Origin of the sequence: Nakamurella multipartita DSM 44233 (assembly GCF_000024365.1) — a bacterium.
GTDB classification, from domain to species: Bacteria; Actinomycetota; Actinomycetes; order Mycobacteriales; family Nakamurellaceae; genus Nakamurella; species Nakamurella multipartita.
In genome coordinates this window covers 1245307-1267583 of the sequence record NC_013235.1, presented here as the reverse complement: position 1 = coordinate 1267583, position 22277 = coordinate 1245307, and the positions used below count along the sequence as shown (strand labels likewise).

The window sequence follows — 22277 nt, the reverse complement described above, 5'->3', positions numbered from 1 at the left end:
TCAGTGGCCCAGGGCCGTGCGGATCCGCTGCTGGACCTCGTCGATCTCGCCCACGCCGTCGATCTCGACCAGCTTGCCGGCGTAGAAGTCCAGCAGGGGCTTGGTCTCCGTGTGGTACAGCTCCAGCCGCCGGCTGATCGCCTCGGCCGTGTCGTCGGCCCGGCCGCGCGCGAGCATCCGCTCGAGCAGGATCTCGTCGGGCACCTCGAGCAGGATCACCTTGTCGACGTCCTCGCCGCGCTCGATCAGGATCTCCCCCAGCTTGTCGGCCTGCGGCACCGTGCGCGGGAAGCCGTCGAGCAGGAAGCCCCGACCCGCGTCGGGCTCGTCGAACCGGGCGGCGACCATGGCCACGGTGACCTCGTCGGGCACCAGGTCACCGGCGTCCATGTAGGTCTTGGCCAGCACGCCCAGCTCGGTGCCGGCGCCCACGTTGGCCCGGAAGATGTCCCCGGTGGAGATGTGCGGGATGCCGAGGTGCTCGGCGAGCAGGCTGGCCTGAGTGCCCTTACCGGCACCCTGGGGACCGACGATCAGAAGTCTCATCAGCGGAGGAACCCTTCATAATTGCGCTGCATCAGCTGGGTCTCGATCTGCTTGACGGTGTCCAGCCCAACACCGACCATGATCAAGACCGCCGTGCCACCGAACGGGAAGTTCTGATTGTTGCCTTCACCGGTCAGTTCCAGGAAGAGGTTCGGGAGAATGGCCACAATTCCCAGGTAGATCGCCCCAGGCAGGGTGATCCGGGACAGCACGAACTGCAGGTACTCCGCGGTGGGTCGGCCCGGCCGGATGCCCGGGATGAAGCCGCCGTACTTCTTGAGCTCGTCGGCCCGCTCGGTCGGGTTGAAGGTGATCCCGACGTAGAAGTAGGTGAAGAAGATGATCAGCGCGAAGTACAGCAGGATGTGCACCCAGCTGCCCTGGTTGATCACGTACAGCTGCAGGAACTGAGCCCAGCCGCTGACCTCCTGGGTGCCGTCGGCGTTGACCGTGGTCGGCGCGACCAGCTGGACCAGCAGCAACGGCAGGTACAGCAGCGAGGTGGCGAAGATGACCGGGATGACGCCGGCCTGGTTGACCTTGAGCGGCAGGTAGGTCGAGGTGCCGCCGTACATCTTGCGGCCGATCATCCGCTTGGCGTACTGCACGGGCAGCCGGCGCTGACCCTGCTCGACGAAGACCACCGCGGCGATGATCATCAGCGCCAGCACGATGATCACCGCGAAGACCACGCCACCCTGGTTGTTCAGGATGTTCATGCCCTCGGCCGGGATCCGCGCGGCGATCGAGGTGAAGATCAGGATCGACATGCCGTTGCCGATGCCCCGATCGGTGATCAGCTCGCCCATCCACATGATCGCGGCGGTGCCGGCGGTCATCGTCAGGACCAACGTGATCAGGGCGAAGGCGCTCTGGTCGGGGATGATCTGGTCACCGACCGAGCAGCCGGGGAACATCTGCCCGTTGATGGCCAGGGCCAGGAACGCGGTCGACTGCAGGATGCCCAGGCCGATGGTCAGGTACCGGGTGTACTGGGTGAGCTTGGCCTGACCGGCCTGCCCCTGCTTCTTGAGCTGCTCGAAGCGCGGGATGACCACACCCAGCAGCTGAATGATGATCGACGAGGTGATGTAGGGCATGATGCCCAGCGCGAAAACGCTGAGCCGCAGGAGCGCGCCACCGGAGAACAGGTTGAGCACCGTGAACAGGTCGTTGCCCGTTCCGGCCTCGTCGATACAGGTCTGGATGGCCCCGTAGGAGACGCCGGGCGACGGGACGGTGGCGCCCAGACGGTAGACGGCGACCATGGCGAGCGTGAAGAGGATCTTCTTGCGCAGATCTGGTGTCTTCAGCGCCGAGGCGAAGGCGGCGAGCAATGATCCTCCTGGGTTCACCGGGCCCGTCCGCAGTCAGGCCCGATCGGAGCAACAGCCGGTGGCCGAAACTCCGTCGTTGCGTGGTGGCCCGTGAGCCGCATGTCGTGTCACACCCCGACCCGGACAGCCGAAGGCTGCCGCGTACGGGCGCAGCACTCGACTCTAACCTACCCACCGCCGGTGGGGGGACGGCGCGAACCCGGGCCCGGCGCGGCGGCCCGCTGCGCCGACCGCGTGGCACCCCGACAATGGGCCCATGTCGGCTCCCACCCCCGGTTCGTTCGGTGCCGGCCCGTTCGGGGTCGGCGCGTTCGGCACCGCGCCCCCGATCGCCGGGGCGTCCGCGTTCCTGCAGCGGATGAGCGACGGCACCCTCAAACAGATCAATCCCTTCACCGGAACCCAGGTGTGGACCGTGCCCGGCCGGGCCCGCCGCCCGCTGCGCGCCCCGGAGCCGGCCACCACCGCCCCGCTGACCGACGAGCTGCGCACCGGGGCCTGCGCGTTCTGCCCCGAGCACTACCGGCAGACCCCGCCGGAGAAGGCCCGGCTGGTCACCGGGACGCAGGGCGAGCGGATGATCCGGCACCTGCGGGCCGACCAGCTCTTCGACACCGTGGCCGACTTCCGCCGGATCCCGAACCTGTTCGAGATCGTCTCCTTCGACTACTGGCAGCTCAACTACGGCCACCAGCTCGCGCCGGCCCAACGGGAGGCGATGGCCGACTACCTGTCCACCGACGCCGGCCGGGCCCACGTCGCCGCGCTGGTCGAGCGACGCACCCAGCAGCCCTGGGCGCACATGAGCCAGGCCGACCGGGAGGCGCACGTGGAGGACTTCTTCGGCGGCGGCCACGACGTGATCGTGGCCCGGCGGCACTACCCCGACGACGCGGAGAACGACGGCCAGCTGGCCTCGTCGGGCACGCTGACCCCGGACGAGCACGACTCCTACCTGCGCTTCACCATCGACGCCCAGCGCGACCTCTATGCCACCAACCCGTACGTCCGCTACGTCGCGGTGTTCCAGAACTGGCTGCGCCCGGCCGGCGCGTCCTTCGACCATCTGCACAAGCAGCTGGTGGCCATCGACGAGCGCGGGATGCAGGCCGAGCTGGAGATCCAGCGGGCCCGGGCCAACCCGAACGTCTACAACGAGTTCGCCGTCGACTACGCGGCGCAGCACAACCTGACGGTCACCGAGAACGACCATGCGGTGGCCTTCGCCGGCTTCGGCCACCGCTACCCCACCCTGGAGATCTTCTCCCGCAGCGAGCGGCCGCAACCCTGGCTGCACTCCACCACCGAGCTGCGCGGCATGTCCGACCTGATCCACGCCCTGCACGCGGCGTCGGGCCCAGGGGTGCCGTGCAACGAGGAATGGCACCACAAGCCGCCGGACGGTGACGTGCCGATGCCCTGGCGGGTGCTGATCAAGTGGCGGCTGTCCACCATCGCCGGGTTCGAGGGCGGCACCAAGATCTACCTGAACACCATCGACCCGCAGACCCTGCGCGACATCGTCACCGCCGACCTGCTGCGGTTGCGCGAGCAGGGCGCCATCGCCGACACCCTGCGAATCGGCCCCGAATGCGCCCGGGTGCCCAACAGCCTGCGCTACAACCCGGCGGTGCGGCGTACCCCGCGCCCGGATGCAGCCTTCCCCTCGCTCTACGGCCCCGGCTGACCGCGGCGCCCGCCCCGGCCCCCGCCCTCGCCGACTTGCCAAAGACGCACCTTCCGCGGCGCGTGGGAGGTGCGTTTGTGGCAAGTCGACCGCGGGACGAGAGGGGCCCGGGACGAGAGGGCGTCGGGCGGGGCTCAGTCGAGCGGGCGGACCACGACGACCGGGGCGTCGGCGTGCGCGATCAGGGCCTGCCCGGTGGAACCGAGCACGGAGCCCTTGAAGCCACCCCGCCCGCGGCTGCCCACGATCACCATGGCGGCGTCCGCGCTGAGCTCGAGCAGCTCGGTGATCGGGTCGCCCTTGCGGACGACCGGGCGGACCACCACGTCCGGATAGGTCTGTGCGTAGCCGGCGAGTTCCTCGGAGACCAGCGCCTGTTCGATCTGCCGCAGGCTGGCCTCGTCGATGTCGGCGCCGATCAGCCCCTGCTCGTCGACCTCGACGGTCAGGTCGTCGTGCCAGGCGTGCAGGGCGACCAGTTCGGCCCCGCGGAGCGAGGCCTCCTGGTAGGCCAGCGCGACCGCCGGCTGGCTGGCGGCCGATCCGTCGACGCCCACCACGATCGGCCCGGACCGGGGCTGCGCCGCACCCGGACGGATCACCGCCAGCGGTACCGGCGAGTGCCCGGCCAGGCCGATGGCCACCGAACCGCCGATCAGCCGCCGGAACCGGCCGCGCTCCCGGGTGGACACGACCAGCAGGGCGGCGCCGGCCGAGCGGCCGAGCAGCACGTCCACCGGATGCCCGGTCTCGACCGCGCTGGTGATGGGCAGCTCGGGGTGCCGCTCCAGCAGTCCGGAGGCGATCCGCCGGTGCAGGTCCTGCTGCTGCGTGCGCAGCACCCCGGCATAGTCCTCGGACATCACGTCGTAGGCCAGCAGGCCGCGGTGCGGCACCGAGTAGGCCGAGACCAGCATCAGGCCGGTCCGCCGCCGGCTCGCCTCGTCCGCCGCCCAGGCGGCGGCCTCGGCGGATTCGGTGGAATCGTCGACCCCGACGACGACCTGGCCGCGGGCGTCGTGCAGCGGTTGTTCGCTCATCAGTTCTCCCGGACCGGACGGTCGTCCTCAGGGTCGATCAGTGGGGTCGGTCAGTGGGGTCGTCTAGACCGGTGCACTCAGTGGAACTGCGGGACGATCAGGTACAGCCCGTACAGGACGAGCAGCCCCGACACCCCCAGACACAGGTAACCGCCGATCCGGGCGGTGGCGCTCGGCGTGGCCGCTCCGCTGGCGGTGCGGCCGCCGGAGGTCAGCGCCGACACCCCCAGCGAGAAGATGCCGACGATGGCGATGGCGGCCACCACGGTGGTCACCGCGACCAGCCCCAGGGATGCCCAGTCGATCTTCATGTCGTCGTTCCTGTCTCAGGTCGGGTCGGGCGAGCAGAGAGTGCCGGCATCAGACGTCGGCCGGCTGCTTGACCGGGTTGATCGTCACTTCGGCGGAGTCGTTGACGTTGGCGCTGTCCACCGGGGACCGCTTGGAGATCGCGTAGATGGTGCCGGCCCCGACCAGCAGGGCGAGGAACACCAGCAGCAGGCCGATGGTTCCGGTCAGCGCGATGGCCGCGGCGACGCCGCCGACCAGGGCGGCCGCCGGCAGGGTCAGCAGCCAGCCGTAGAGGATCTTGCGCGCGGTGCCCCAGCGCACCTCGGCCAGCTTCTTGCCCACGCCCGAGCCCATGATCGAGCCGGAGCAGACCTGGGTGGTGGACAGTCCGAAGCCCATGTGCGAGGAGGCCAGGATCGCCGCGGCCGAAGTCGTCTCGGCCGCGAAGCCCTGCGGGGACTTGACGTCGACGATGCCCTTGCCCATCGTCCGCATGATCCGCCAGCCACCGGAGTAGGTACCGATGCCGATGGCCAGACCGGCCGCCGCGACCACCCAGAACTGCGGGCCGGTGCCCGCCTCCTGGTATCCGGCGGTGATCAGCACCAGGGTGATGACGCCCATGGTCTTCTGCCCGTCGCTGGTGCCGTGGGACAGAGCGACCAGGGAGGCGGACACGGACTGGGCGTGCCGGAACCAGCCGGCGGCCGGCTCGGCGTCGGCCCGCTTGATCAGCTTGTAGAGCAGGAAGGTGGCCAGGCCGGCGGCCAGACCGGCGACCAGCGGAGCCATCACCGCGGGCAGCAGGATCTTGGAGACGACCACCGAGAAGTTGACCCCGGACGCGCCGGCACCGATCAGCACGGCGCCGATCAGGCCGCCGAACAGGGCGTGCGAGGAGCTAGACGGCAAACCGAACAGCCAGGTCATCAGGTTCCACAGGATGGCCCCGACCAACCCGGCAAAGATCATTGTCGGGGTGACCACGGCGTCGTTGACGATGCCGCCGGAGATCGTCTTGGCCACCTCGGTGGACAGGAACGCGCCCGCGACGTTCAGGATGGCCGCGATCAACACGGCAACCTTGGGCTTGAGGGCGCCGGTGGCCACCGAGGTGGCCATCGCGTTGGCGCTGTCGTGGAAGCCGTTGGTGAAATCGAAGAACAGTGCGGTGATGATGACTACCGTCACCAGGAACAGGGTTGTCGACATCGGTCCTCGATCTGTTCGCCCCCCGAGTCACGGTGGGGCGGGTCCACTGAAGCGGAAACCGACAGTGGGAAAGCTCGACCTCGGCGTCGACCCATCGGCTTGCCGGACGGTAGGAGTCGATGGTGAACGGATGGTGAACCAACGGCGACACTTGGCCGCAACCGCTCGGAAATGCTCCGAATCGGATGAGGCGGACATACCCCAGGCTCGGGGACGGCCCGGAAAAGCGAGCGGAACAGGGCCGGAACGGAGCACCAACAGGACCCGAACAGAACCCGGAAACGGATCGGAAACGGATCGGAAAGGGATCGGAAAAGCCGAACGCCACCCGACCCCAGTGACGGGGGCGGGTGGCGCTGGGCTACTGCGAGTGGAACAGATCAGGACGTGGTGACGCTGCCGCCGGCCGCGGAGATCTTCTCCTTGGCCGAGCCGGACGCGGCATCCACGGTGAGCTGCAGGACGACGCCGTTCAGGTCGCCGTCGCCGAGCACCTTGACCTTGTGACCCTTGCGGACGGCACCGGCGGCGACCAGCTCGGCCACCCCGACGGTCCCGCCCTGCGGGAACAGCTCGGCCAGCTGGCCGACGTTGACCACCTGGAAGGTGACCTTGAAGCGGTTCTTGAAGCCCTTGAGCTTGGGCAGCCGCATGTGCAGCGGCAGCTGTCCACCCTCGAAACGGGGCGAGACGTTCTTGCGCGCGCCGGTGCCCTTGGTGCCCCGACCCGCCGTCTTGCCCTTGGAGCCCTCACCACGGCCGACGCGGACCTTGGCCCGCTTGGCGCCTTTGGCCGGCCGCAGATCGTGCAGCTTGATCGTCATGACGCGTCACTCCCCTGCACGACCTCGACCGTGAGCAGGTGGGACGCGCGATTGATGTAGCCGCGGTTGACCGCGTTGTCGTCGACCACGACGCTCTGGTGAATCTTGCGCAGGCCGAGCGAGCGGACCGACTCGCGGGCCCCCCGCTTGTTCCCGATGGTCGACTTGACCTGGGTGACCTTGACCTTCTGATCGCTCATGTCAGACTCCCTGACCGGCACGCGCCCGGAGCATCGCCGCCGGGGCGACGTCCTCGATCGGCAGCCCACGACGGGCGGCCACGGCCTCGGGCTGCTGCAGCCGCTTGAGGGCGTCGATCGTGGCGTGCACGATGTTGATCGGATTGTCCGAGCCGAGCGACTTGCTCAGCACGTCGTGGATGCCGGCGCACTCGAGCACGGCGCGCACCGGTCCACCGGCGATGACACCGGTACCGGGGGACGCCGGGCGCAGCAGCACGACGCCGGCGGCCGCCTCACCCTGCACGGGGTGCGGGATGGTGGCGGCGATCCGGGGCACCCGGAACATGTACTTCTTGGCTTCCTCGACGCCCTTGGCGATGGCGGCCGGGATTTCCTTGGCCTTGCCGTAACCGACGCCGACCTGCCCGTCGCCGTCACCGACGACGACCAGAGCGGTGAACGAGAACCGCCGACCACCCTTGACGACCTTGGCGACCCGGTTGGTCACCACGATCCGCTCGAGCAACGGGTTCTTCTCCGCGGGGGCATCGCGACGGCCACCGTCGCGACCGCCCCGGCGATCCCGCCGGTCTCCGCGATCGTTGCTCCGGTCGCCGCCGCCGCCGAAGCCGCCGCGCTGTTGTCCGGGCATCAGATATCCCTCTCGATCATGTTGTGAATCATCAGAACTCCAGGCCGGCGCTACGGGCGCCATCCGCGAGGGCCGCGATCCGGCCGTGGTAGGCGTCGCCGCCGCGGTCGAAGACCACCGTGGTGACACCCAGCTCCACCGCACGCCGGCCGACGAGCTCGCCGACCTTGCGGGCCTTGGCGGTCTTGTCGCCCTCGGTGGCCCGCAGGTCCGCCTCGAGGGTGGACGCCGAGACCAGGGTGCGGCCAACGGTGTCGTCGACCAGCTGGACGGCGATGTGCCGCGCCGACCGGTTGACGACCAGCCGCGGACGGCTCGGGGTACCCGAGACGCGCTTGCGCAGCCGGAAGTGGCGACGGGCCCGGGAAACCCGCCGGGCGTGGGAAACAGATGCTGCCATCGTCACTTACCTGTCTTTCCGACCTTGCGCCGCACGACCTCGCCCGCGTAGCGGACGCCCTTGCCCTTGTACGGGTCGGGCTTGCGCAGCTTGCGGATCTTGGCGGCGACCTCGCCGACCTGCTGCTTGTCGATGCCCTCGACGCGGAACTTGATCGGGGACTCGACGACGAAACTGATGCCCTCGGGAGCCGGAACCGGCACCGGGTGCGAGTAGCCCAGGGCGAACTCGAGGTCCTTGCCCTTGGCGGTGACGCGGTAACCGACGCCCACGATCTCCATGGACTTGCTGTAGCCCTGGGTGACCCCCACGACCATGTTGTTCAGCAGGGTCCGGGTCAGGCCGTGACGGGCCCGCGAGTCGCGGTCGTCGTCGGGCCGGGTGACCTTGAGCTCGGTGCCCTCCTGGGCCACCGCGATCGGTTCGACCACGGCGTGGGTGAGCGAGCCCTTGGGGCCCTTCACCGTGACCGAGGAACCGTCGATCTTGACGTCGACGCCCGCGGGAACGGGGATCGGCAGTCGTCCGATTCGAGACATGTCCCTACCCCCTTACCAGACGTAGGCGAGGACTTCCCCGCCCACCTTCTTCTTCGCGGCCTGACGATCGGTCAGCAGCCCGTTGGACGTGGAGATGATCGCGATGCCCAGGCCACCGAGGACCTTGGGCAGCTCGGTCGAGCGGGCGTAGACCCGCAGGCCCGGCTTGGAGACGCGCCGGATGCCGGCGATCGAACGCTCCCGGTTGGGGCCGTACTTGAGCTTGACGACAAGCGACTTGCCGACGGTGGCGTCGGCGGTGGTCCAGGAGGCGATGTAGCCCTCCTTGACCAGGATGTCGGAGATGCTGCCCTTCAACTTGGAGAAGGGCATGACGACCTCGTCGTGGTACGCCGAGCTGGCGTTGCGGATCCTGGTGAGGAAATCCGCGATCGGGTCGGTCATGGACATGTGGGTCGTGCCTTTCTCGGCCGGTTCATCCGGGCTGATCGCCCGGATGCCTGGTCCGATGTCGTGGTTTCACCGACGAAGCTTGCTTGGCCGGGTGGCGCGCAGGGCCAGGGTCTACCAGGAGGACTTGGTCACGCCGGGCAGCTCGCCCGCGTGCGCCATCTCCCGCAGGCAGATCCGGCACAGGCCGAACTTGCGGTAGACCGAGTGCGGCCGGCCGCAGCGGTTGCACCGGGTGTATCCGCGCACCGCGAACTTCGGCTTGCGCTTGGACTTCATGATCAGAGCGGTCTTGGCCATGCGATCAGTTCTCCTTGAACGGGAAGCCCAGCTGCCGCAGCAGCGCGCGCCCCTGGTCGTCCGTCGTCGCCGTCGTGACGACCGTGATGTCCATGCCTCGCGGCCGATCGATCCGGTCGATGTTGATCTCGTGGAACATCGACTGCTCGTTCAGGCCGAACGTGTAGTTGCCGTGGCCGTCGAACTGGGTGGCCGACAGGCCGCGGAAGTCGCGGATACGGGGCAGCGCGATGGTCAGCAACCGGTCCAGGAACTCCCACATCCGATCGTTGCGCAGGGTGACCTTCGCGCCGATCGGCATGCCCTCGCGCAGCTTGAACTGGGCGATGGACTTGGTGGCCTTGCGGATCACCGGCTTCTGCCCGGTGATGGTGGCCAGATCGCGCACGGCGCCTTCGATCAGCTTGGCGTCACGGGCCGCCTCGCCGACGCCCATGTTGACGACGACCTTGGTCACGCCGGGAATCTGCATCACGTTCGCGATGCCGAATTCCTTCTGCAGCGCGTCCTTGATCTCGCTCTGGTAGCGCAGCTTGAGCCGCGGCTTGGGAGCTGCTTCGGTAGCGGTGTCGGTCACGGTCATCACAGGTCCTTACCGGTACGACGGGAGAAACGAACCCGACGGCCGTTCTCGTCCTCGCGCTTGCCCACGCGGGTCGGCTTGTTGTCCGCGTCGACCACCTGCACGTTGGACACGTGGATGGGCGCTTCCTGGGTGACGATGCCGCCGGTCTTGGCACCACGCTGGGTCGTCGAGACCTTGGTGTGCTTCTTGATCCGGTTCACACCCTCGACCAGGACGCGGTCGGTGTCCGGGTAGGCCTGAATGACCTTGCCCCGCGCACCCTTGTCCTTGCCGGCGATCACCAGAACGGTGTCGCCCTTACGCACCTTCAGCCCCATCACAGCACCTCCGGCGCCAACGAAATGATCTTCATGTACCGCTTGTCGCGCAGCTCGCGGCCCACCGGGCCGAAGATGCGGGTGCCTCGGGGGTCACCGTCGTTCTTGAGCAGAACCGCGGCGTTCTCGTCGAACTTGATGTAGCTGCCGTCGGGACGGCGCCGCTCCTTGACGGTGCGAACGACGACGGCCTTGACCACGTCGCCCTTCTTCACCCCGGCACCTGGGATGGCGTCCTTCACGGTTGCCACGATGATGTCGCCGATGCCTGCGTACCGGCGGGACGAACCCCCGAGTACGCGAATGCACAGGATCTCCTTGGCGCCGGTGTTGTCGGCGACTCGGAGACGGGACTCCTGCTGAATCACTGCAGTCCGCCTTCTCCTAGCGACCCGGGATCGCCGGGTCGCGATTTTCTGGTTCCGGCCGCCCTCTGCGAGCGTCCTAGCGCCGACATGCGAAAAGACAAGAGGAAGTACGAGCGAGAAGTTCGCTCGCCTTTTCACTCTTGCCTGTGGCACGAGGCCGCACGGACCCGCGTCCGCCGCCCGGCCGGAGCCGTTCGACATGGCGTGTCACGCAGGAAGGTGACGGAGCCCTGGCAAGATTTCCGACCTTGCCAGGCCAGATCGGCTAATCACCGGGCCGCTTGCGCAGCCCTACTGACGCCAATGTTCAACCTTACGCGAAGATCCCCCGGAAGGCCAATCGGCCCAGGTCAGCCCTAGGACCGGGCACCGGCCAACGACGAAAGGCCCTGCCCCGAGCGCACGCTCGGGGCAGGGCCCATCCGATCCCGGGGCGGCAGGATTACTGCGCGCGCTCCAGGACCTTCACCAGACGCCAGCGCTTGGTCGCGGACAGCGGCCGGGTCTCGGCCAGCAGCACGCGATCGCCGATGCCGGCGGTCTCGTTCTCGTCGTGCGCCTTGACCTTGGTGGTGCGGCGGATGACCTTGGAGTACCGCGGGTGCTTCACCCGGTCCTCCAGGGCCACGACGATCGTCTTGTTCATCTTGTCCGAGACGACCAGGCCCTCACGGGTCTTGCGCTCGCCACGGACCTTGGCCTCCGGCGCACCGGCGGCCGCGTCGACGGTGTCGTCGGCGGTGGTGTTCTCCGGCTGCTCGCTCACGCAGCACCTCCTTGTTTGGCCAGCTCGTCCGGACCGACGGACAGGCCGAGCTCGCGCTCGCGCATGACCGTGTAGATCCGGGCGATGTCGTGCTTGATGGTGCGCAGCCGACGGTTGTTGTCCATCTGCCCGGTGGCCATCTGGAAGCGCAGGTTGAACAGCTCTTCCTTGGCTTCACGGAGTCGCAGGACCAGCTCGTCCTGGCCCAACTCGCGCAGCTCGGCGGTGGTGGTACTCATCAGCCCTCAACTCCTTCCCGGGTCACGATGCGGCACTTCATCGGCAGCTTGTGGATCGCGCGGCGCAGCGCCTCGCGGGCGGTGGCCTCGTTCGGGTAGCTCATCTCGAAGACGATGCGACCCGGCTTGACGTTGGCGATCCACCATTCCGGCGAGCCCTTGCCGGAACCCATTCGGGTTTCGGCCGGCTTCTTGGTCAGCGGACGGTCCGGGTAGATGTTGATCCAGACCTTGCCGCCACGTCGGATGTGCCGGTTGATGGCGATACGAGCGGACTCGATCTGCCGGTTGGTGACGTACGCCGGCTCCAGTGCCTGGATGCCGAAATCGCCAAAGGTGACCTGGGTCCCGCCCGAAGCCATGCCGGTCCGGTGGGGCCGGTGCTGCTTGCGGTGCTTGACCTTGCGGGGAATCAACATGACCTACGCCCCAGTGGTCTCGGTACCGGCCGGCACGTCGACGGGCAGAGCCTCGGGGCTCTCCTCGACGGCCGCACGACCGGCCTCGGTGGATGTCGGAGTGGTGCCCGAGGAGCCGGAGCGACGACGCGCCGGACGCTCGGCCCGATCGCCCCGACCCTCGCGGGCCCCGCGCTGCGCGGCGGCGGCCTCGGCCGCACGCTGCTCGGCCAGGGTGCCGACCTTGTCGCCCTTGTAGATCCAGACCTTCACGCCGATGCGGCCGAAGGTGGTCTTGGCCTCGAAGAAGCCGTAGTCGATGTCCGCCCGCAGGGTGTGCAGCGGCACGCGACCCTCGCGGTAGAACTCCGACCGGCTCATCTCGGCGCCGCCCAGACGACCGGAGCACTGGATCCGGATCCCCTTGACCTGCGGCGAACGCTGAGCCGACTGCATCGACTTGCGCATGGCCCGACGGAAGCTGACCCGGTTGGACAGCTGCTCGGCCACGGCCTGGGCCACCAGCTGCGCGTCCGACTCCGGGTTGCGCACCTCGAGGATGTTGAGCTGGACCTGCTTGCCGGTCAGCTTCTCGAGCTGGCCGCGGATGCGGTCGGCCTCGGCGCCACGGCGACCGATGACGATGCCCGGACGGGCGGTGTGGATGTCCACCCGCACCCGATCCCGGGTCCGCTCGATCTCCACCTTGGAGATGCCGGCCCGCTCCATGCCCTTGCTCATCAGCTTGCGAATCTGCACGTCCTCGGCGACATAGTCGGCGTAGGACTTGTCCGCGTACCAACGCGAGTTCCAGTCGGTGGTGATGCCCAGCCGGAACCCGTGTGGATTGATCTTCTGACCCACTACCGGGTCCTTCCCTTCGCACTCCGGCCCGCATTGCGGCCCTTGGACTGGTCGGCACTCACCGAGACGAGCTCGATGGTGATGTGGCTGGTCCGCTTCCGGATGCGGAACGCGCGACCCTGCGCCCGCGGCTGGAACCGCTTGAGCGTCGGGCCCTCGTTCACGTAGACCTTGTCCACGATCAGCGATTCCGGGTTCAGCCCCTGGTTGTTCTCCGCGTTGGCCACGGCGGAGGCCAGCAGCTTGGCCACCGGCTCGCTCGCCGCCTGCGGCGCGAACTGCAGGATCGACGCGGCGTCGGCGGCCGAACGGCCCCGGATCAGGTTGACGACGCGGCGGGCCTTCATCGGGGTCAGCCGCGCGTAGCGCAGGGTGGCCTGGCTGCGGGGCAGCTCTTCCACCTCGTTCTTGGCGTTCATGTCCTGATCTCCTAACCGCGCCGCGACCGGCGGTCGTCCTTCACGTGACCCTTGAAGGTCCGCGTCGGAGCGAATTCGCCCAGCTTGTGGCCGACCATCGACTCGGTGACGAACACCGGGACGTGCTTGCGACCGTCGTGAACCGCGATCGTGTGCCCGAGCATGTCGGGGATGATCGTGGACCGGCGCGACCACGTCTTGATCACGGCCTTGGAATTCTTGTCGTTCGCCGAGTCCACCTTCTTGAGCAGGTGGTCATCGACGAACGGGCCCTTCTTGAGACTGCGGGGCATCTCGTGCCTACCTTCCTGCTCCGTTGTCGGTGGTTGCGTGGGGGTTCTTCGGGTGGACTGCGGACTTCGAGGTCACGGTCACCGCTTCTTGCCCTTGCGCCGGCGACGAACGATGAGCTTGTCGCTTTCCTTGTTCGGCCGACGGGTGCGACCCTCCGGCTTGCCGGCCGGGTTCACCGGATGGCGACCGCCCGAGGTCTTGCCCTCGCCACCACCGTGCGGGTGATCGACCGGGTTCATGGCCACGCCACGGACGGAGGGGCGCTTGCCCTTCCAGCGCATCCGGCCGGCCTTGCCCCAGTTGATGTTGGCCTGCTCGGCGTTGCCGACCTCGCCGACGGTGGCGCGGCAGCGCACGTCGACGTTGCGGATCTCGCCGGAGGGCATACGCAACTGGGCGTAGGGGCCGTCCTTGGCCACCAGCTGGACCTTGGCGCCGGCCGAGCGGGCGATCTTGGCCCCGCCACCGGGCCGCAGCTCGATCGCGTGCACCACGGTGCCGACCGGGATGTTGCGCAGCGGCAGGTTGTTGCCGGGCTTGATGTCGGCACCGGAACCGGTCTCGACGGTGTCACCCTGCGACAGCTTGTTCGGCGCGATGATGTAGCGCTTGTCGCCGTCGGCGAAGTGCAGCAGCGCGATCCGGGCGGTGCGGTTGGGGTCGTACTCGATGTGCGCGACCTTGGCCGGCACCCCGTCCTTCTCCGCCCGCTTGAAATCGATCACCCGGTAGGCGCGCTTGTGCCCGCCACCCTGGTGCCGAGCGGTGACCCGCCCGTGCACGTTGCGGCCGCCCTTGGAATGCAGCGGGCGGACCAGCGACTTCTCCGGCTCACTCCGAGTGATCTCGGTGAAGTCGGCAACCGATGCGCCACGACGACCGGGGGTCGTCGGCTTGTATTTACGGATACCCATTGGTTCTTCTCGTCCCTTACCCTGCTCAGGCGCCGCTGAAGACGTCGATCGGCTTGCTGTCCGCGGACAGCGTGACGATGGCGCGCTTGATGGCCTTGCGCTGGCCGTACCCGGTGCGGGTCCGCTTGCGCTTGCCCTGCCGGTTCAGCGTGTTCACCGACACGACCGTGACGCCGTCGAAGATCTTCTCGATGGCGATCTTGATCTGCGTCTTGTTGGCGTCCGGGCGCACCTCGAAGGTGTAGCTGCCGGATTCCAGCAGGCCGTAGCTCTTCTCGGAGACGACCGGCCGAATGATGATGTCGCGAGGATCGGCGATCACTTCTCCTCCTCCTGTTCAACATCGGTGGCGGCCGGGGCCTTGGTCAGGGACGGGGACGCAGCGTCCTCGTCGCGGGCGGCGTGCCGTCCGGTGCTGACCGGCGCGGACTTCGCCGAGCGGCTGGACGCCGACAGGAACTCCTCGAGCGCGGCCCGGGTGAAGACCACGTCGTCGCTGTCGAGCACGTCGTAGGTGTTGAGCTGGCCGGCCCACAGCAGGTGCACGTTGGGCACGTTGCGCAGGCTCTTCCAACCGATCTCGTCGCCGAACTGCAGCACGACGAGGATCTTGCGCGCGGTGGAGACGCTGTGCAGCGCGCCGAGCGCCTTCTTGGTCGACGGCGTGCCGTCCACCGAGAGGGACTCGAGGACATGCACGTTGCCCCCGCGCGCCCGATCGGACAGGGCCCCGCGCAGCGCGGCGGCCTTCATCTTCTTCGGGGTCCGCTGGGTGTAGTCGCGCGGCAACGGGCCATGCACGACGCCACCGCCGGCGAACTGCGGCGCGCGGGTCGAGCCCTGGCGAGCCCGGCCGGTGCCCTTCTGGCGGTACGGCTTCTTGCCGCCGCCGGACACCTCACCGCGGGTCTTGGCCTTGTGCGTGCCCTGGCGAGCGGCGGCCAGCTGGGCCACCACGACCTGGTGCATCAGCGGCACGTTGGCCGGGACGTTGAAGATCTCGTCCGGCAACTCGACGGTGGCACCCGCCGCGCCGGCCGGGTCGGTGATCTGGACGGTGGTCATCAGACACCCACCTTGCTCTGGTTCTTGACGGCGGACTTGATCATCACGAGGCCGCCCTTGGGACCGGGCACCGCCCCGTTGATCAGGACCAGGCCGCGGTCGGCGTCGACCGCGTGCACGGTCAGGTTCTGCACGGTCACCTTGGCGTTGCCCATCCGGCCCGCCATGCGCAGGCCCTTGAACACCCGACCCGGGGTGGAGCAGCCGCCGATGGAGCCCGGCGAACGGTGCTTGCGCTGCACGCCGTGACCGGCGCCCAGGCCGGCGAAGCCGTGCCGCTTCATCACACCCGCGGTGCCCTTGCCCTTGCTCGTGCCGGTCACATCGACCACCGCGCCGGCGTCGAAGACCTCGGCGGCGGTGAGCTCCTGGCCCACGCTGTAACCCGAGACATCGTCGGTGCGCAGCTCGACCAGATGCCGGCGCGGGGTGACCCCGGCCTTGACGAACTGGCCGGCCGCCGGCTTGTTCACCTTGCGGGGGTCGACGGCGCCGAACGCGAACTGAACCGCGCTGTAGCCGTCGGTCTCCGGGGTGCGCACGGCGGTGACCACGACCGGGCCGGCCGCGACGACGGTGACCGGAACCACGCGGTTGGCCTCGTCGAAGACCTGGGTCATCCCGAGCTTGTGGCCCAGGATTCCCTTGATCGCTTCTGCCATGTTGGTACTACCCATCTCCTGTGCTGTGACTACGCCCCGGAGGGCGGTGTGGACGTGATCGCTTCGGGGACCTTGCGGTGAAGCCGATCCCCTACTGGATGTTGACGTCCACGGACGCCGGCAGGTCGATGCGCATGAGAGCGTCGACGGTCTTGGGCGTCGGATCGAGGATGTCGATCAGCCGCTTGTGCGTGCGCATCTCGAAGTGCTCGCGCGAGTCCTTGTACTTGTGCGGCGAGCGCACGACGCAGTACACGTTCTTCTCCGTGGGCAGCGGCACCGGGCCGACCACCCGGGCGCCCGTACGCGTCACGGTCTCGACGATCTTGCGTGCCGACGCGTCGATCGCCTCATGGTCATAGGCCTTGAGCCTGATGCGGATCTTCTGTCCCGCCACGCTTGCCGTCCCTCTCGTTCGGCGCGAAGTGTTCGCGCTGTACTCACTCGCGGCGGAAGGCCCGCCGTGTTCCTGCTGCGGTGCTCGCGCACCACCTGCGGGTCATCCGCCCACGCCCGGCACGATGCCGATGGGCACGCGAGATGATTCCGCGCACTCGTCCGGGCGAACAGGTGTCCGCCGCCGCTGTTCAGTCTGTCTGGGTTCACCGGTCCACGCGGTCGGGCGTGTCGCCCAGCTTCCGCATGCGTCCGCCCCGGTCAAGGGACGAACACTGGAACGGCCGCACTCGGATGAGTGCGAGACATGCTTGTTCGTGCTGTAAGGCCTTGTAGATCAGTGCTCACCCGGATCGAGACCGCGCGGTAGCGCGAACCCGGTTCAGGGCAACCGGAACAGTATGCCCGAGCGAGCGGTCCGACTTCAAGTCGGGGTGATCTTGACCGCGTTCAGTCGCTGCTCGAGCTGTCTGAACCGCCATCGGAGCCACTGTCCGACCCGCTGTCCGACCCGCTGTCCCAACCGTACTGGTCGTCGGTGGTGTCCCGGGTCTGGCCGGCGCCGTAGCGGCGGGCGTACCTGATCATGTACAGCAGCAGGCCGATGGCCGCGGCGATGAAGATGACGGTGACCACGACGGATCCGCTCAGCCCTTGGGCTCATCCGGATCGGGCGTGCTCCGCTCGGACGGGCCCGGATCGGGGGTGGCCGGATCGGGGGTGGCCGGATCGGGGGTGGCCGGGCCGGCCCCGTGCCCCGCAGCCCCGTGCCCCGCAGCCCCGTCGTCGGCGCCATGGCCGGCCGTCTTGCGCCCGATCGGCAACACGTGCAGCACAGCGACCACGATGGCGCCCACCAGCAGGCCCAGGACGGCCGAGAAGAACGTGTTGGTCACCCAGCCCAGGGCGGCCCCGGCCCCGCCGGTGGCGTCGTGCACAGCGGTTTCCAGGTGGTGCACCCAGCCGTAGAGCAGATGGAAGCCCAGCTCGTCCATGCCGACCAGCAGGATGTGCCCGCCGACCCAGAGCATGGCCACCACGCCGACCCAGGACAGGGTGCTCAGCACGATGGGCATGGCCTTGACCAGGCCGCGCCCGAAGCCGGCCACCGCGCGCCTGGGCTTGCGGGCCAGGGCCAGCCCGGCGTCGTCCATCTTCACGATCAGGCCGACGACGCCGTAGACCAGCGCGGTGATCAGGACCGCGACGATGGCCAGGATGATGGCCCGGGCGACGAAGCCCTCGCTGGCCACCTCGTCCAGCGCGATGACCATGATCTCGGCGGAGAGGATGAAGTCGGTGCGGGTGGCCGAGGAGACGACCCGCTTCTCGTGCTCGGCCGGGTCGACGGCCTCGACCTCGTCCGGGTCCTGGGCCTGCGCCTCGTGGCCGGAGAACTTCTCCCACAGCTTCTCCGCACCCTCGTAACACAGGTACGTGCCGCCGACCATCAGGATCGGGGTCAGGGCCCACGGCGCGAACTGGGACAGCAGCAGCGCGACCGGCAGGATGATCAGCAGCTTGTTGCGCAGCGAGCCCTTGGCGATGCGCCAGATGATCGACAGCTCACGCTCGGGCTTGAGGCCCTGCACGTAGCGCGGGGTGACCGCGGTGTCGTCGACGACCACCCCGGCGGCCTTCACACTGGCCCGGCCCGTCGCCCCGGCGATGTCGTCGAGCGAAGACGCCGTCAGCTTTACCAGCGCCGCGACGTCGTCCAGCAGGGCGAACAGACCACTCATGGGCCCATGGTGTCATCCCGCAGCGGTCCCGCCCGAACGGCGCCACGAAAACGCGACAGGGCCCCGCCGCGACCCGAAGGTCACGGCGAGGCCCTGGCGAGTGCTCCAGACCCGAAGGTCTCAGCTCACTTGATGATCTTGGTCACCGAACCGGCGCCCACGGTGCGGCCACCCTCGCGGATGGCGAAGCGCAGGCCCTCCTCGATGGCGATCGGCTGGATCAGCTGAACGGTCATCTCGGTGGTGTCGCCCGGCATGACCATCTCGGTGCCCTCGGGGAGGTTCACCACACCGGTCACGTCGGTGGTGCGGAAGAAGAACTGCGGGCGGTAGTTGTTGAAGAACGGCGTGTGCCGGCCGCCCTCGTCCTTGCCCAGGATGTAGACCTGGGCCTCGAACTCGGTGTGCGGGGTGATCGAGCCCGGCTTGACGACGACCTGGCCGCGCTCGACGTCCTCACGCTTGGTGCCGCGCAGCAGCAGACCGGCGTTGTCGCCGGCCTGAGCGGTGTCGAGCAGCTTGCGGAACATCTCGATGCCGGTGACCGTGGTCTGGAAGGACTTCGGCTTGATGCCGACGATCTCGACGGTGGCGTTGACGTTGATGACGCCACGCTCCACCTTGCCGGTGACGACGGTGCCACGACCGGTGATCGTGAAGACGTCCTCGATCGGCATCAGGAACGGCTTGTCGGTGTCCCGCTCGGGCTCCGGAATCGACTCGTCGACCGCGTCCATCAGGTCCTCGACGGTCTTGACCCACTCCGGGTCTCCCTCGAGCGCCTTCAGGCCGGAGGTCCGGATGACCGGGGCGTCCTCGTCGAAGTCCTGACCGGCCAGCAGCTCGCGGACCTCGAGCTCGACGAGCTCCAGGATCTCCTCGTCGTCGACCATGTCGGACTTGTTCAGCGCGACCAGGATGTAGGGCACGCCGACCTGGCGGGCCAGCAGCACGTGCTCCTTGGTCTGCGGCATCGGGCCGTCGGTGGCGGCCACGACCAGGATCGCACCGTCCATCTGGGCGGCACCGGTGATCATGTTCTTGATGTAGTCGGCGTGACCGGGGGCGTCGACGTGCGCGTAGTGACGCTTCTCGGTCTGGTACTCGACGTGCGCGATGTTGATGGTGATGCCGCGCTGACGCTCTTCCGGCGCCTTGTCGATCTGATCGAAGGCCGACGCCTGGTTCAGGGTCGGGTACTTATCCGCCAGAACCTTGGTGATCGCCGCGGTCAGGGTGGTCTTGCCATGGTCAACGTGGCCGATGGTGCCAATGTTGACGTGCGGCTTGCTCCGGTCGAACTTCGCCTTCGCCACTGCTGGTCCTCCTCAGGACTGTTCCGTTGCGCCTTGCGACTACTGCCTCGGTCGGGACTGAGTTCGTCAGGCGGACTGGTTGGATCTGGACCGAACCTGCTGGTCCGGACCCGTGATGGTGGTCCCGCTGGGGGCGTGCACCATCCCGACTGTGCAGGGTACGGATGGCCACCCGGTGGGGCCAATCCGTATCCCTGGTGATGTGAAATTGTCGCCGATCGGGTGTCGGGCCGGGTGGCAGGCGACCAAGGCCGCCCGCACCGGGCCCGCGTTCCCGACCTACTCGCCGGTCGCCTTGGCGATGATTTCCTTCGCCACGTTGGCCGGCACCTCGGAGTAACGGTCGAACACCATCGAGTACGAGGCGCGACCCTGGGTGCGCGAGCGCAGGTCGCCGACGTAGCCGAACATCTCCGACAGCGGCACCAGCGCGGTGACCACCCGGGCGCCGGAGCGCTCGGACATGGACTGGATCTGTCCACGGCGGGAGTTCAGGTCGCCGATCACGTCGCCCATGTTGTCCTCGGGCGTGACCACCTCGACGCTCATCAGCGGCTCGAGCAGCACCGGCTTGGCCATCCGGGCGGCTTCCTTGGTCGCGATGGAACCCGCGATCTTGAAGGCCATTTCGGACGAGTCGACCTCGTGGTAGGCACCGTCGACCAGGGTCATCTTGACCCCCAGCATCGGGTAGCCGGCCAGCACGCCGTACTGCAGCGCGTCCTGGGCCCCGGCGTCCACCGAGGGGATGTACTCCTTGGGGATACGCCCACCGGTGACCGCGTTGACGAACTCGTAGGTCGCGCCGTCGGCGGACTCCAGGTCCAGCGGCTCCATGGTGATCAGGATCTTGGCGTACTGGCCGGACCCACCGGTCTGCTTCTTGTGGGTGTAGCTGTACTTCTCCACGGTGCCGCGGATGGTCTCGCGGTAGGCGACCTGGGGCTTGCCGATGTTGGCCTCGACCTTGAACTCGCGCCGCATGCGGTCGACCAGGATGTCCAGGTGCAGCTCGCCCATGCCGGAGATGACCGTCTGACCGGTCTCTTCGTCGTTCTTGACCTTGAACGTCGGGTCCTCTTCGGCCAGCTTCTGGATCGCCGTGCCGAGCTTTTCCTGGTCGCTCTTGGTCTTCGGCTCGATGGCCACCGAGATGACCGGCTCCGGGAACGTCATGGACTCCAGCACGATCTGGTGCTGCGGGTCGGACAGGGTGTCCCCGGTGGTGGTCTGCTTCAGGCCCATGACCGCGCAGATGTCGCCGGCGTGCACGCTGGCCAGCTCTTCACGCTTGTTCGCGTGCATCTGGTAGATCTTGCCGATCCGTTCCTTGCGGTCCTTCGTCGCGTTGACGACCTGGCTGCCCGAGTTCAGGGTGCCCGAGTAGACGCGGACGAAGGTCAGCTTGCCCAGGTGCGGGTCGGTGGCGACCTTGAAGGCCAGGCCGGCGAACTCGGCGTCCGGGTCGGGCTGCCGCTCGGCCGGGGTGACCCCGTCGGTCAGCGTGCCCTCGATGGCCCCGATGTCCAGCGGCGACGGCAGGTAGGCCACGACCGCGTCGAGCATCGGCTGGACGCCCTTGTTCTTGAACGCCGAGCCGGTCACGACCGGGTTCAGCTTGCCGGCGATGGTCGCCCGGCGGATCGCCGCGTTGAGCTGGTCCAGGGACAGCTCCTCGCCCGCGAGGTAGGCCTCCATCGCCTCGTCGTCGTTCTCGGCGACGGTCTCGATGAGCTTCTCGCGGTACTCGTCGGCCTGCGCCTGCAGGTCGGCCGGGATCTCCTCGACCGCGTAGTCCTCGCCCTTGACGGTCTCGCCGCGCCAGGTCAGGGCCCGCATCTGCAGCAGGTCGACGACACCGATGAAGTCGCCCTCGGCGCCGATCGGCAGCTGCAGCACCAGCGGGGTGGCCCCGAGGCGCTCGACCATCATGTCGACGCAGCGGAAGAAGTTGGCTCCGGTGCGGTCGAGCTTGTTGACGAAGCACATCCGCGGCACCTTGTACTTCTCGGCCTGCCGCCAGACCTGCTCGGTCTGCGGCTCGACCCCGGCGACGCCGTCGTAGACCGCCACCGCACCGTCGAGCACCCGCAGCGACCGCTCCACCTCGACGGTGAAGTCGACGTGCCCGGGGGTGTCGATGATGTTGATCTTGTGACCCTTCCACGACGTGGTCGTGGCGGCGGAGGTGATGGTGATCCCCCGCTCCTGCTCCTGCTCCATCCAGTCCATGACCGCGGCGCCCTCGTGGACCTCGCCGATCTTGTACGTGATGCCGGTGTAGAACAGGATGCGCTCGGTGGTGGTGGTCTTGCCCGCGTCGATATGCGCCATGATCCCGATGTTGCGGACCTTGTCCAGGGCGTTGGTGGCCACGGTGGCTTCTTCCTCGTCTCAGTAGCTCAAAAGGGGGGTGCGCCGCACACTCGCACTGCATGTTCCATGCGGCGAGGGCAGCACACGTACAGCGCCGAACAGGGGTGCGATATTCCCGTCCGGCGCTGCGCCGT

31 protein-coding genes are annotated in these 22277 nt (G+C 68.2%); 1 reads left to right on the top strand and 30 read right to left on the bottom strand.

All coding sequences use genetic code 11. The features are described 5' to 3' along the window. Complete coding sequence (locus NAMU_RS05725; protein WP_015746469.1) at positions 1-546, bottom strand: adenylate kinase; 546 nt, start codon at positions 544-546, stop codon at positions 1-3. Next, positions 546-1883 carry a preprotein translocase subunit SecY gene (gene secY / locus NAMU_RS05720; protein ID WP_015746468.1) on the bottom strand — a complete coding sequence of 446 codons (1338 nt, stop codon included), beginning with the start codon at positions 1881-1883 and terminating at the stop codon, positions 546-548. The genes NAMU_RS05725 and secY overlap by 1 nt, the downstream gene beginning before the upstream one ends. Positions 1884-2241: 358 nt before the next feature. Here secY and NAMU_RS05715 point away from each other — a divergent pair, with 358 nt between their 5' ends. Continuing rightward, positions 2242-3570 (top strand): DUF4921 family protein, encoded by a 1329-nt coding sequence (locus tag NAMU_RS05715; RefSeq protein ID WP_052308138.1) that lies wholly within the window; start codon positions 2242-2244, stop codon positions 3568-3570. Between the two features lie 134 nt (positions 3571-3704). Here the strand turns inward: NAMU_RS05715 and NAMU_RS05710 are convergent, their stop codons facing one another. The 28 genes from NAMU_RS05710 to fusA form a co-directional block, all read right to left on the bottom strand. Then, a complete protein-coding gene (locus tag NAMU_RS05710; protein WP_015746466.1) occupies positions 3705-4610 on the bottom strand; it encodes a universal stress protein in 906 nt (301 codons plus the stop codon). Between the two features lie 77 nt (positions 4611-4687). Beyond that, positions 4688-4921: a hypothetical protein gene (locus NAMU_RS05705; protein ID WP_015746465.1), complete on the bottom strand. Its 234-nt coding sequence runs from the start codon at positions 4919-4921 to the stop codon at positions 4688-4690. 49 nt (positions 4922-4970) lie between these two features. Next, positions 4971-6113, bottom strand: a complete 1143-nt coding sequence (locus NAMU_RS05700) for an inorganic phosphate transporter (RefSeq protein ID WP_015746464.1) — start codon at positions 6111-6113, stop codon at positions 4971-4973. A gap of 380 nt (positions 6114-6493) precedes the next feature. Further along, complete coding sequence (gene rplO, locus NAMU_RS05695; RefSeq protein ID WP_015746463.1) at positions 6494-6937, bottom strand: 50S ribosomal protein L15; 444 nt, start codon at positions 6935-6937, stop codon at positions 6494-6496. After that, positions 6934-7137 (bottom strand): 50S ribosomal protein L30, encoded by a 204-nt coding sequence (gene rpmD / locus NAMU_RS05690; protein WP_015746462.1) that lies wholly within the window; start codon positions 7135-7137, stop codon positions 6934-6936. Before rpmD ends, rplO begins: the two co-directional genes overlap by 4 nt. Before the next feature lies 1 nt (position 7138). Beyond that, a complete protein-coding gene (gene rpsE / locus NAMU_RS05685) occupies positions 7139-7771 on the bottom strand; it encodes a 30S ribosomal protein S5 (protein WP_015746461.1) in 633 nt (210 codons plus the stop codon). A gap of 31 nt (positions 7772-7802) precedes the next feature. Next, the gene (gene rplR, locus NAMU_RS05680) at positions 7803-8171 is read right to left on the bottom strand and encodes a 50S ribosomal protein L18 (RefSeq protein WP_015746460.1); all 369 of its coding nucleotides are present in this window, start codon (positions 8169-8171) and stop codon (positions 7803-7805) included. Between the two features lie 2 nt (positions 8172-8173). After that, positions 8174-8710: a 50S ribosomal protein L6 gene (gene rplF, locus NAMU_RS05675; RefSeq protein ID WP_015746459.1), complete on the bottom strand. Its 537-nt coding sequence runs from the start codon at positions 8708-8710 to the stop codon at positions 8174-8176. A gap of 12 nt (positions 8711-8722) precedes the next feature. Next, entirely contained in the window at positions 8723-9121 is a 399-nt protein-coding gene (gene rpsH, locus NAMU_RS05670) for a 30S ribosomal protein S8 (RefSeq protein WP_015746458.1), read from the bottom strand. Positions 9122-9235: 114 nt separating this feature from the next. Beyond that, positions 9236-9421, bottom strand: coding sequence for a type Z 30S ribosomal protein S14 (locus NAMU_RS05665; RefSeq protein ID WP_015746457.1), 186 nt, complete (start codon positions 9419-9421; stop codon positions 9236-9238). Between the two features lie 4 nt (positions 9422-9425). Beyond that, positions 9426-10004 carry a 50S ribosomal protein L5 gene (gene rplE / locus NAMU_RS05660; RefSeq protein ID WP_015746456.1) on the bottom strand — a complete coding sequence of 193 codons (579 nt, stop codon included), beginning with the start codon at positions 10002-10004 and terminating at the stop codon, positions 9426-9428. Continuing rightward, the gene (gene rplX / locus NAMU_RS05655; protein ID WP_015746455.1) at positions 10004-10324 is read right to left on the bottom strand and encodes a 50S ribosomal protein L24; all 321 of its coding nucleotides are present in this window, start codon (positions 10322-10324) and stop codon (positions 10004-10006) included. The genes rplE and rplX overlap by 1 nt, the downstream gene beginning before the upstream one ends. Then, entirely contained in the window at positions 10324-10692 is a 369-nt protein-coding gene (rplN, locus tag NAMU_RS05650) for a 50S ribosomal protein L14 (protein ID WP_015746454.1), read from the bottom strand. The genes rplX and rplN overlap by 1 nt, the downstream gene beginning before the upstream one ends. 442 nt (positions 10693-11134) lie before the next feature. Next, positions 11135-11458 (bottom strand): 30S ribosomal protein S17, encoded by a 324-nt coding sequence (gene rpsQ, locus NAMU_RS30370; RefSeq protein ID WP_015746453.1) that lies wholly within the window; start codon positions 11456-11458, stop codon positions 11135-11137. After that, a complete protein-coding gene (rpmC, locus tag NAMU_RS05640) occupies positions 11455-11697 on the bottom strand; it encodes a 50S ribosomal protein L29 (protein ID WP_015746452.1) in 243 nt (80 codons plus the stop codon). The genes rpsQ and rpmC overlap by 4 nt, the downstream gene beginning before the upstream one ends. Beyond that, entirely contained in the window at positions 11697-12116 is a 420-nt protein-coding gene (gene rplP, locus NAMU_RS05635; protein WP_015746451.1) for a 50S ribosomal protein L16, read from the bottom strand. The genes rpmC and rplP overlap by 1 nt, the downstream gene beginning before the upstream one ends. A 3-nt stretch (positions 12117-12119) precedes the next feature. After that, entirely contained in the window at positions 12120-12959 is an 840-nt protein-coding gene (rpsC, locus tag NAMU_RS05630; RefSeq protein ID WP_015746450.1) for a 30S ribosomal protein S3, read from the bottom strand. Next, positions 12959-13378: a 50S ribosomal protein L22 gene (gene rplV / locus NAMU_RS05625; RefSeq protein ID WP_015746449.1), complete on the bottom strand. Its 420-nt coding sequence runs from the start codon at positions 13376-13378 to the stop codon at positions 12959-12961. The genes rpsC and rplV overlap by 1 nt, the downstream gene beginning before the upstream one ends. Positions 13379-13389: 11 nt before the next feature. Further along, positions 13390-13671 (bottom strand): 30S ribosomal protein S19, encoded by a 282-nt coding sequence (rpsS, locus tag NAMU_RS05620; RefSeq protein ID WP_015746448.1) that lies wholly within the window; start codon positions 13669-13671, stop codon positions 13390-13392. 78 nt (positions 13672-13749) lie between these two features. Next, positions 13750-14586, bottom strand: coding sequence for a 50S ribosomal protein L2 (rplB, locus tag NAMU_RS05615; protein WP_015746447.1), 837 nt, complete (start codon positions 14584-14586; stop codon positions 13750-13752). A 25-nt stretch (positions 14587-14611) separates the two neighbouring features. After that, positions 14612-14908 carry a 50S ribosomal protein L23 gene (rplW, locus tag NAMU_RS05610; RefSeq protein WP_015746446.1) on the bottom strand — a complete coding sequence of 99 codons (297 nt, stop codon included), beginning with the start codon at positions 14906-14908 and terminating at the stop codon, positions 14612-14614. Beyond that, complete coding sequence (gene rplD / locus NAMU_RS05605; protein WP_015746445.1) at positions 14905-15651, bottom strand: 50S ribosomal protein L4; 747 nt, start codon at positions 15649-15651, stop codon at positions 14905-14907. Before rplD ends, rplW begins: the two co-directional genes overlap by 4 nt. Then, positions 15651-16313 carry a 50S ribosomal protein L3 gene (gene rplC, locus NAMU_RS05600; RefSeq protein ID WP_015746444.1) on the bottom strand — a complete coding sequence of 221 codons (663 nt, stop codon included), beginning with the start codon at positions 16311-16313 and terminating at the stop codon, positions 15651-15653. Before rplC ends, rplD begins: the two co-directional genes overlap by 1 nt. 91 nt (positions 16314-16404) lie before the next feature. Continuing rightward, positions 16405-16710 carry a 30S ribosomal protein S10 gene (gene rpsJ / locus NAMU_RS05595; protein ID WP_015746443.1) on the bottom strand — a complete coding sequence of 102 codons (306 nt, stop codon included), beginning with the start codon at positions 16708-16710 and terminating at the stop codon, positions 16405-16407. A 449-nt stretch (positions 16711-17159) separates the two neighbouring features. Next, positions 17160-17345: a hypothetical protein gene (locus NAMU_RS05590; protein WP_015746442.1), complete on the bottom strand. Its 186-nt coding sequence runs from the start codon at positions 17343-17345 to the stop codon at positions 17160-17162. 11 nt (positions 17346-17356) lie between these two features. Next, on the bottom strand, positions 17357-18451 hold the full coding sequence (locus tag NAMU_RS05585; RefSeq protein ID WP_015746441.1) for a DUF808 domain-containing protein: 1095 nt from the start codon (positions 18449-18451) through the stop codon (positions 17357-17359). 125 nt (positions 18452-18576) lie between these two features. After that, entirely contained in the window at positions 18577-19767 is a 1191-nt protein-coding gene (tuf, locus tag NAMU_RS05580) for an elongation factor Tu (RefSeq protein ID WP_015746440.1), read from the bottom strand. Positions 19768-20046: 279 nt separating this feature from the next. Continuing rightward, positions 20047-22143, bottom strand: a complete 2097-nt coding sequence (gene fusA, locus NAMU_RS05575) for an elongation factor G (RefSeq protein WP_015746438.1) — start codon at positions 22141-22143, stop codon at positions 20047-20049. Positions 22144-22277 lie beyond the last annotated feature (134 nt).

Bases quoted from the DNA above. Each gene is read 5' to 3' on its own strand.
- rplB (WP_015746447.1), bottom strand. From the start codon at position 14,586: ATGGGTATCCGTAAATACAAGCCGACGACCCCCGGTCGTCGTGGCGCA.
- rpsH (WP_015746458.1), bottom strand. From the start codon at position 9,121: ATGTCCATGACCGACCCGATCGCGGATTTCCTCACCAGGATCCGCAAC.
- rpmC (WP_015746452.1), bottom strand. From the start codon at position 11,697: ATGAGTACCACCACCGCCGAGCTGCGCGAGTTGGGCCAGGACGAGCTG.
- rplE (WP_015746456.1), bottom strand. From the start codon at position 10,004: ATGACCGTGACCGACACCGCTACCGAAGCAGCTCCCAAGCCGCGGCTC.
- rpmD (WP_015746462.1), bottom strand. From the start codon at position 7,137: ATGAGCGATCAGAAGGTCAAGGTCACCCAGGTCAAGTCGACCATCGGG.
- NAMU_RS05715 (WP_052308138.1), top strand. From the start codon at position 2,242: ATGAGCGACGGCACCCTCAAACAGATCAATCCCTTCACCGGAACCCAG.
- NAMU_RS05585 (WP_015746441.1), bottom strand. From the start codon at position 18,451: ATGAGTGGTCTGTTCGCCCTGCTGGACGACGTCGCGGCGCTGGTAAAG.
- rplV (WP_015746449.1), bottom strand. From the start codon at position 13,378: ATGAACGCCAAGAACGAGGTGGAAGAGCTGCCCCGCAGCCAGGCCACC.
- rplP (WP_015746451.1), bottom strand. From the start codon at position 12,116: ATGTTGATTCCCCGCAAGGTCAAGCACCGCAAGCAGCACCGGCCCCAC.
- rplO (WP_015746463.1), bottom strand. From the start codon at position 6,937: ATGACGATCAAGCTGCACGATCTGCGGCCGGCCAAAGGCGCCAAGCGG.
- NAMU_RS05665 (WP_015746457.1), bottom strand. From the start codon at position 9,421: ATGGCCAAGACCGCTCTGATCATGAAGTCCAAGCGCAAGCCGAAGTTC.
- rplD (WP_015746445.1), bottom strand. From the start codon at position 15,651: ATGACCACCGTCCAGATCACCGACCCGGCCGGCGCGGCGGGTGCCACC.
- rplC (WP_015746444.1), bottom strand. From the start codon at position 16,313: ATGGCAGAAGCGATCAAGGGAATCCTGGGCCACAAGCTCGGGATGACC.
- NAMU_RS05710 (WP_015746466.1), bottom strand. From the start codon at position 4,610: ATGAGCGAACAACCGCTGCACGACGCCCGCGGCCAGGTCGTCGTCGGG.
- rplX (WP_015746455.1), bottom strand. From the start codon at position 10,324: ATGGGGCTGAAGGTGCGTAAGGGCGACACCGTTCTGGTGATCGCCGGC.
- rpsE (WP_015746461.1), bottom strand. From the start codon at position 7,771: ATGCCCGGACAACAGCGCGGCGGCTTCGGCGGCGGCGGCGACCGGAGC.
- NAMU_RS05705 (WP_015746465.1), bottom strand. From the start codon at position 4,921: ATGAAGATCGACTGGGCATCCCTGGGGCTGGTCGCGGTGACCACCGTG.
- NAMU_RS05725 (WP_015746469.1), bottom strand. From the start codon at position 546: ATGAGACTTCTGATCGTCGGTCCCCAGGGTGCCGGTAAGGGCACTCAG.
- rplR (WP_015746460.1), bottom strand. From the start codon at position 8,171: ATGGCAGCATCTGTTTCCCACGCCCGGCGGGTTTCCCGGGCCCGTCGC.
- rplF (WP_015746459.1), bottom strand. From the start codon at position 8,710: ATGTCTCGAATCGGACGACTGCCGATCCCCGTTCCCGCGGGCGTCGAC.
- rpsS (WP_015746448.1), bottom strand. From the start codon at position 13,671: ATGCCCCGCAGTCTCAAGAAGGGCCCGTTCGTCGATGACCACCTGCTC.
- NAMU_RS05700 (WP_015746464.1), bottom strand. From the start codon at position 6,113: ATGTCGACAACCCTGTTCCTGGTGACGGTAGTCATCATCACCGCACTG.